Consider the following 8,092-nt stretch of genomic DNA (forward strand, 5'->3'; position numbering starts at 1 on the left):
GAACGCGACTTGGCGGCCGTGGCGGAGGGCCAGACGGCGACCGTGCGCGCCCGGACGTTCCCGGACCGCGTCTTCACCGGCGCGGTGACCCGGATCTACCCGCACCTCGCCATGGCGACCCGGACCGCCCGCCTGCGGATCGAGTTGCCGAACCCGAACGGCGACCTGCGCCCGGGTATGTTCGCCGACGTGACGATCGCCACCGGCAGCGACAGGCCGGTGGTGGCGGTGCCCGACGACGCGGTCATCGACACCGGCATCAGGCAAGTCGTCCTGCTCGACAGGGGCGAGGGTCGCTTCGAACCGCGGCCGGTCAGGCTCGGCACCCGCGGCGACGGCTACGTCGAGATCCGCGACGGCATCGTCGCCGGGGACCGCGTGGTGACCTCGGCCAACTTCCTCATCGACGCCGAGAGCAACCTGAAGGCGGCCCTCCAAGGTCTTTCCGAGCCGAAGCCCGATCCCGGCCCGCAGGCCGCCGTCGAGGGGAAGGCGCCATGATCGCCCGCCTCATCGCCTGGTCGGCGAAGAATCTAGTGCTGGTGCTGATCGGGACCGTCTTCGCGGTGGGAGCCGGGCTCTACGCCCTGAGGACCCTGCCGCTCGACGCGATCCCGGACCTCTCGGACGTCCAGACCATCGTCTACACCGAGTACCCCGGGCAGGCGCCCCAGGTCATCGAGGACCAGGTCACCTACCCGCTGACCACCGCGATGCTGACGGTGCCCCGGTCGAAGGTCGTGCGCGGCTTCTCGTTCTTCGGGGTCTCGTTCGTCTACGTCATCTTCGAGGACGGCACCGACCCGTACTGGGCCCGGAGCCGGGTGCTCGAATACCTGAACACCGTGGCCAGGCGCCTGCCGGCCGGCGTGACCCCGAACCTGGGACCCGACGCGACCGGGGTCGGCTGGGTCTACCAGTACGTGGTGGTCGCCAAGGAACGCACGCTGGCCGAGCTCCGCTCGCTTCAGGACTGGGTCGTCCGCTTCGGGGCGTCGCGTGCCGAGGGCGTGGCCGAGGTCGCGGGCGTCGGCGGCTTCGTGAAGCAGTACAACGTGGTCGTCGATCCCAACCGGTTGCGGGCGCAGGGCATCACCCTGTCCAAGCTCCGGGAGGCCATCCGGGCGAGCAACGCCGACGCCGGCGGCCGTACCGTCGAGCTCTCCGAGTTCGAGTTCGTCGTCCGTGGCCGCGGCTACCTCAAGAGCGTCGCCGACATCGAGAGCATCGTCCTGAGGACGGAGGCGGGCACACCCCTGCGGGTGAAGGACGTGGCTCGGGTAGAGCTCGGTCCCGACGAGCGCCGCGGCATCACCGAGATGAACGGCGACGGCGAGGTCGCCGGCGGGATCGTCCTGCAACGGTTCGGTGCCAACGCCCTGAACGTCATCGAGAACGTGAAGGCCCGGCTTTCCGATGTCGCCGCCAGCCTGCCCAAGGGCACGGAGATCCTGCCGGTCTACGACCGCTCGCACCTCATCGAGGCGGCCATCGAGACCCTCAAGGGCACGCTGATCGAGGAAAGCGTCATCGTCGCCCTCGTCTGCGTCGTGTTCCTGCTTCACGTCCGCAGCGCGCTGGTCGCGATCCTGATGCTGCCGGTCGGCATCCTGATGGCGTTCGCGGGCATGAAGGCCCTCGGGCTCGGGGCCAACATCATGAGCCTGGGCGGCATCGCCATCGCGGTGGGCGCCATGATCGACGCCGCCATCGTGATGATCGAGAACGCCCACAAGCACCTGGAGCGGGCGGACCCCGGCAAGCGCCGGGTCGAGATCCTAATCGAGGCCGCAAGCGAGGTTGGGCCGTCGCTGTTCTTCTCGCTCCTCATCATCACGGTGAGCTTCCTGCCGATCTTCACGCTGGAGAGCCAGGAGGGCCGCCTGTTCGGTCCGCTGGCCTTCACCAAGACCTTCGCGATGGCCGCGGCGGCAGTCCTGTCCCTGACACTCGTCCCGGCGCTGATGGTCCTGTTCGTCCGCGGCCGGATCATCCCCGAGCACCGCAACCCGGTGAACAGGCTCCTGATCTGGATCTACCGCCCTCTCATCGCCGGCGTCCTGCGGGCGCGTGTGCTGACGATCCTGCTGGCCTTGGTCGTCCTGGCGGTGACGGCGTGGCCGGCGAGCCGGCTCGGCTCGGAGTTCATGCCCGACCTCGACGAGGGGACTTTGATGTACATGCCCACCACCCTGCCGGGCATTTCGGTGACCAAGGCCGGCGACCTGCTGGCGACCCAGGACAGGATCATCAAGTCGTTCCCCGAGGTCGCCTCGGTCTACGGCAAGGCCGGACGGGCCAACACCGCGACCGATCCGGCGCCGAGCGAGATGTTCGAGACCATCGTCAACCTGAAGCCGAAGGTGGATTGGCGTCCCGGGGTCACGACGGCGAGCCTGAAGGCCGAGATGGACGCCGCGCTCCAGTTCCCCGGGGTCTCGAACGCCTGGACCCAGCCGATCCGCGCCCGCATCGACATGCTCTCCACCGGCATCCGCACGCCGGTCGGGATCAAGGTGCTCGGGACGGACCTGACCGAGATGGAAAAGGTCGCCCGCCAGGTCGAGGCGGTGGTGAAGGTGGTGCCGGGCACGTCGAGCGCCTACGCCGAGCGCGTCCAGGGCGGCTACTTCCTCGACATCACCCCCAACCGCGAGGCGCTTGGCCGGTACGGGCTGACGGTCGGGGACGTGCAGGACGTGATCGGGATGGCGCTCGGCGGCGAGAGCGTCACCAACACCGTCGAGGGCAGGGAGCGCTACACCGTCAACGTGCGCTACCCCCGGGCCTTTCGGTCCGACCCGCGATCCATCGCCTCCGAGGTCCAGGTGCCGATCCCGGGCGGGGGGACCGTGCCGCTCGGCGAGGTCGCCAAGGTGCAGTTGAACCGCGGCCCGACGCAGATCCGGACGGAGAACGGGCAACTCGCGGTCTTCATTTACGTCGACGTCGCCGGTCGCGACCTCGGGGGCTACGTTGCTGAGGCTAGAGCGGCGGTGACCAACGAGGTCAGGCTTCCCCAGGGTACCCTCGTGCAGTGGAGCGGGCAGGTGGAGTACCTCGACCGGGCGACCGCCCGGCTCAAGATCGTGGTGCCCCTGACGCTGCTGATCGTGTTCCTGCTGCTCTACCTGAACTTCCGTAGGCTGACCGAGACGCTCATCGTCATGCTGTCGTTGCCCTTCGCCCTCGTCGGCGGGGTCTGGCTGATGTGGTGGATGGGCTTCAATCTGTCGGTGGCCGTGGCGGTGGGCTTCATCGCGCTGGCAGGCGTGGCCGCCGAGACCGGGGTGATCATGCTGGTTTACCTCGACCACGCGCTGGCCGAGATCCGGGCCGAGCGCGATAGGGCCGGGCTGACGTTCACCAGGGCCGACCTGCGGCGGGCGATCATGGTCGGCGCGGTCGAGCGGGTGCGCCCGAAGATGATGACGGTGGTGGCGATCATGGCCGGGCTCCTGCCGATCCTGTGGAGCACCGGCTCGGGCTCCGAGGTCATGCAACGGATCGCCGTGCCGATGATCGGCGGCATGGTCTCCTCGACCCTGCTGACCCTCCTGGTGATCCCGGCGGTCTACGGCTTCGTGAAAGGGTGGGGGCTGCCGCGGTCCGAACCGAATACCATCGACCCCGAGGCCCGACTTGTAACGTTATGAACAATCTGACGGATTGAAACCATGCCCTGGGCCGACTCCCGGCCCCTTGCCGACACTCCGAAGGTCCGCTCCCAGGCTGTCGAGGCAGAGGCCAACGACCGGGTTGGGTGGCAAGCAGCTTGGCTGCTTTCAGTCGCAAGACGTTCTAAAGCGGACCAAGGATGAATCACCGTCTCCGGACGGTCGGTCCAACTCATCTCAGGGTCGAATTTTGTTAAAGCCGGATGCCGACTTCATCAGAGGCGATGCCACCGGCGCGAAAGTGCTCTGCCTCGGGAGACAGCGTGATTCACGATTGCAAAGCCCCGGTCACGCGACGTCTCGTGCTGGTCCGGCATGGCCAGAGCGTAGCCAACCGATCCGGCCTGTTCACGGGATTGCTGGACTCGCCCTTGACCGAGCAGGGCCGGATGGAAGCCGAGGCAGCCGGCCGGCGTTTGGCCGAGCGCCGCTGGCGCTTTTCTGTTGCCTTCACCTCGACGCTGACGCGGGCCGTCGTGAGCGGCCGGCTTATCCTCGATGCGCTCGGGCAACCCGGATTAATCCCCCAACGCTTCGCCGCGCTCGACGAGCGAGACTACGGCGACCTCAGCGGGCTCGACAAGACCACCGCCGATGCGCGCTGGGGGGCGGTGCGGATTGAGACCTGGCGCCGCTCCTACGCTGATGCGCCGCCGAATGGTGAGAGCCTGCGCGACACTGTCGCGCGCATCGTGCCCTGCTACCTCCGATCCATCCTACCGGCGGTCATGGGCGGGGACGTGCTGGTCGTCGCCCACGGTAATTGCCTGCGGGCGCTTGTGATGGCGCTCGAAGACCTCAACCCGGCGGAGGTCGAGCACCTCGAACTCGCGACGGGCTCCGTCAGGATCTATGAGTTTGCCGCGGACACGACGATCAAGGCACGCTGGATTGACGGGTGAATGCGCTTGTCGGCCCCCCAGAATGGATCTCCGCAAGCCGCGAAGGGGCCCCTTTTCATCTATTCCGTTGATGGGAAACATCTGATCATTCCGTTGGAGTGAATGAAAGGGACATGGGATTCTCTGGCATCACATCGGAGCCATCCATGTCCATGCCCAGACTTTTCTCCCACCCTCGATCGATGGGCGCCTTGGCCGGCACGAAAGCCATCCTTCCGGGACTGGGCCTCTGCGTGGCGGTCACCGCCGCAGCGGTCGGCTTCGAGGCCGTCGAGGCGCATCTGTTCGGTCGCGCCTGGCTCGAAGCCCTGGTGCTGGCGATCCTGCTCGGCAGCGCGATCCGCACGGCCTGGACCCCGTCGCAACGTTTCTTTCCCGGCATCGCCTTCGGGGCCAAGACCGTACTGGAGATCGCGGTTGTTCTTCTCGGGGCCTCGCTCAGCCTCGCGACGATCTTGGCGGCCGGTCCGGGTCTGCTCTTCGGCATCGCGGGCGTCGTCACGGTGGCGATCCTGTCGAGTTACGGCATCGGTCGGGCGCTCGGGCTGCACCCGCGCATGGCGATCCTCGTCGCCTGCGGTAACTCGATCTGCGGCAACTCGGCCATCGCCGCCACGGCGCCGGTGATTGGTGCCGACGGCGAGGACGTCGCCGCCTCCATCGCCTTCACCGCGGTTCTAGGCGTGCTGGTGGTGCTCGGGCTGCCGCTACTGGTGCCCCTGCTCGGTCTCTCGCCGATGCAGTACGGGGTGCTCGCCGGCCTCACCGTCTACGCTGTTCCGCAGGTTCTCGCCGCCACCGCGCCGGTCGCGGCACTCAGCGTCCAGGTCGGAACCCTGGTGAAGCTCGTCCGGGTGCTGATGCTCGGCCCGGTCGTCCTGGTGCTCTCGCTCGGCGCGAGCCGGCTGGGCGAGAAGACCGACGAGGCCGCCCCCGGCGTCACAGCCGGCGACCGCCCGGCCCGCGCCAGCCTCGCGATCCACCGCCTGGTGCCGTGGTTCATCCTCGCATTCCTCGCGCTCGCGGGACTTCGCTCGGCCGGGCTGATCCCGCAGGTCGCGCTCGCGCCGATGTCGGAGACCGCCAACGTGCTGACCGTGGTCTCGATGGCGGCGCTCGGCCTCGGGGTCGACGTGCGCAGCGTCGCCAAGGCCGGGGCGCGGGTGACGCTGGCGGTAGTCGCCTCGCTCCTCGCGCTCGGCGCCGTCAGCCTCGGCCTGATCCACGTGCTGGGCCTTGTCTGATCCGGGTGTGGATCCGGCTCCACCACCGATCCAGGTTTTCATCCGGCGCGATGCCCCGAAGAAATCCGGATTAAGCGGGAGATTGAAAATTCTCGAATCATCGCACCGGGAGATCGTTCGCATCGCGAAAGACCGTTGGAGGGAATAAATCGCTTTCCGTAGCATCTCCCTTGTCGCGAGGAATCGCCACGAGGCCCGATGCGCTCGAACGCATCGACGCCGACATTCTTCAAGGGGAGAGACCATGCACGGATTGGACAGACCGACGAACCGCCGCCTCGTCCTGGGTGGACTCGGGCTCGGCAGCCTCGGCGCCGCGTTGCCGGCCTGGGCCGCGGGCTCGGTGAAGCTGCCGCTGCCCGGCGGCCCGGACGAGCGGGCGCTGACCACCGCCTTTCCGGGCAAGGGCGAGATGATCCTCCAGCGCACCCATCCGCCGCTGCTGGAGACGCCGTTCTCGGTGTTCGACGCGGGCGTGTTCACCCCCAACGACCGCTTCTACGTGCGCTGGCACTGGGCCTCGATCCCGACCGAGGTCGATGCCGGCACCTTCCGGCTCAAGGTCCACGGCCATGTGGAGAAGGAACTCTCGCTCTCCCTCGATGCCATCGCCGGCCTGCCGCGCTTCGAGATCGCCGCGGTCAACCAGTGCTCGGGCAATTCACGCGGGCTGTTCGAGCCGCGGGTGCCCGGCGCGCAATGGGCCAACGGCTCAATGGGCAACGCCCGCTGGACCGGGGTGCGCCTCAAGGACGTGCTCGAAAAGGCCGGGGTGAAGGCCGGTGCCGTGCAGGTGCGCTTCAACGGCCTCGACGAGCCCGTGGTCGACGACGCGCCGGACTTCAAGAAGTCCCTCGATCTCGACCACGCCAACAATGGTGAGGTGATGATCGCCTACGCGATGAACGGCGAGCAGCTCCCGCTGCTCAACGGTTTCCCGCTCCGGCTCGTGGTGCCGGGCTGGTACTCAACCTACTGGGTCAAGATGCTGTCCGACATCGAGGTGCTGGACAAGCCCGACGAACAATATTGGATGAAGACCGCCTACCGTATTCCCGACGTGCCGGGTGCTAACATCAAGCCCGGGCAGACAGGGTTCAAGACAGTGCCGATTAACAGGATGGTGCCGCGCTCGTTCGTCACCAACCTGACCGACGGCGCCAAGGTGGCGGCCGGAACGCCGGTGGCCATCCGCGGCATCGCGTTCGGCGGCGATTGTGGGGTGAAGGCGGTCGAGTTCTCCGGCGACGGCGGGGCGACGTGGTTCCCGGCGCAACTCGGTGCCGACGAGGGCCCCTACAGCTTCCGCCGCTTCGACGGCAGCCTGCCGGCGCTGGCCGCCGGGACCCACACGGTCAGGGTCCGCTGCACCAATACCAAGGGCGTCGCGCAAGGCATGGACCGGGTCTGGAACGCCAACGGCTTCATGCAGAACGGCATCGAGACCGTGTCCTTCCAGGCCGCTTGAGGAGAACAGCCATGAACACAATTCGCCCTGCGGCCCTCATCGCCGCGCTCATCCTGTCTCCCCTGGTGGCGCTCGCGGCGCCTGCTCCCGAGCCGATGCGCTTCAGTTCGCAATCGATCGAATTTCCGACGTCCGACCGGATCTTTCCGGACGGGCCGGGAGCCGAGGCGGTCAATAACAATTGCCTCGCCTGCCACTCGGCCGGGATGGTGCTGACCCAGCCCAAGCTCACGAAGGCGCAGTGGACCGAGACCGTGAACAAGATGGTCCACGTCTACAAAGCGCCGGTCGATCAGGCCGATGTGCAGACCATCGTCGATTACCTCACGGCGTTGAAGCCCACGCCCTGAACCCTCGAATCCCGAGGCCGCCGTGCTTTTTTCGCCGGCCTCGGGGAATAGACCGCCCTCGCTGGCATCTCCCTAAGGCGATGCACGGCCTGACCGGTCCCGCACGACGCAATCCGATTTCGAACTCGCCCGCACGGCCGGCCCCAGGCCGTCGAACGAGGGCGCATGCCCGAGAGACACGCTTCATGACCCACGTCCGTACCAGCCTCCGCGCCCTCCTCGCCGGAGCTGCCTTGCTCCTCACCCAGAACCAACCTGGATTCGCCGCCGGCTTCGACGGCGCAATCAAGAACAACGCGCTCGCCCTGAACGCCGCCGGCACGGTCGCCGCGGTGTCGAACAGCGAGGAGAGCGCCGTCATCGTCTACGACGTCGCCAAGGGCACGGTGCTCCGCCGCCTCGACGGCTTCGTCACGCCGCGCAACATCGTGTTCGCGCCGGACGGCGCCCG

At 67.7% G+C, this 8,092-nt stretch carries 6 protein-coding genes and 1 pseudogene; all 7 read left to right on the forward strand.

The window, feature by feature from the left end:
- On the forward strand, positions 1-501 hold a 501-nt coding region (locus MFF30_RS24910), incomplete at its 5' end, for an efflux RND transporter periplasmic adaptor subunit (protein ID WP_238282908.1).
- Positions 498-3,656, forward strand: coding sequence for an efflux RND transporter permease subunit (locus MFF30_RS24915; RefSeq protein ID WP_056096999.1), 3,159 nt, complete (start codon positions 498-500; stop codon positions 3,654-3,656). The genes MFF30_RS24910 and MFF30_RS24915, both read left to right, overlap by 4 nt.
- Positions 3,657-3,940: 284 nt before the next feature.
- Entirely contained in the window at positions 3,941-4,579 is a 639-nt protein-coding gene (locus tag MFF30_RS24920) for a 2,3-bisphosphoglycerate-dependent phosphoglycerate mutase (protein WP_055958948.1), read from the forward strand.
- A gap of 182 nt (positions 4,580-4,761) precedes the next feature.
- Complete coding sequence (locus MFF30_RS24925) at positions 4,762-5,823, forward strand: YeiH family protein (protein WP_055958946.1); 1,062 nt, start codon at positions 4,762-4,764, stop codon at positions 5,821-5,823.
- A gap of 244 nt (positions 5,824-6,067) precedes the next feature.
- A complete protein-coding gene (locus MFF30_RS24930; RefSeq protein ID WP_055958942.1) occupies positions 6,068-7,291 on the forward strand; it encodes a molybdopterin-dependent oxidoreductase in 1,224 nt (407 codons plus the stop codon).
- 11 nt (positions 7,292-7,302) lie between these two features.
- Complete coding sequence (locus tag MFF30_RS24935; RefSeq protein ID WP_055958939.1) at positions 7,303-7,641, forward strand: c-type cytochrome; 339 nt, start codon at positions 7,303-7,305, stop codon at positions 7,639-7,641.
- 185 nt (positions 7,642-7,826) lie between these two features.
- Positions 7,827-8,092, forward strand: a pseudogene (locus tag MFF30_RS24940) (phosphate ABC transporter substrate-binding protein); the annotation flags it as partial.

This window comes from Methylobacterium goesingense (assembly GCF_022179225.1).
Taxonomy (GTDB): domain Bacteria; phylum Pseudomonadota; class Alphaproteobacteria; order Rhizobiales; family Beijerinckiaceae; genus Methylobacterium; species Methylobacterium goesingense.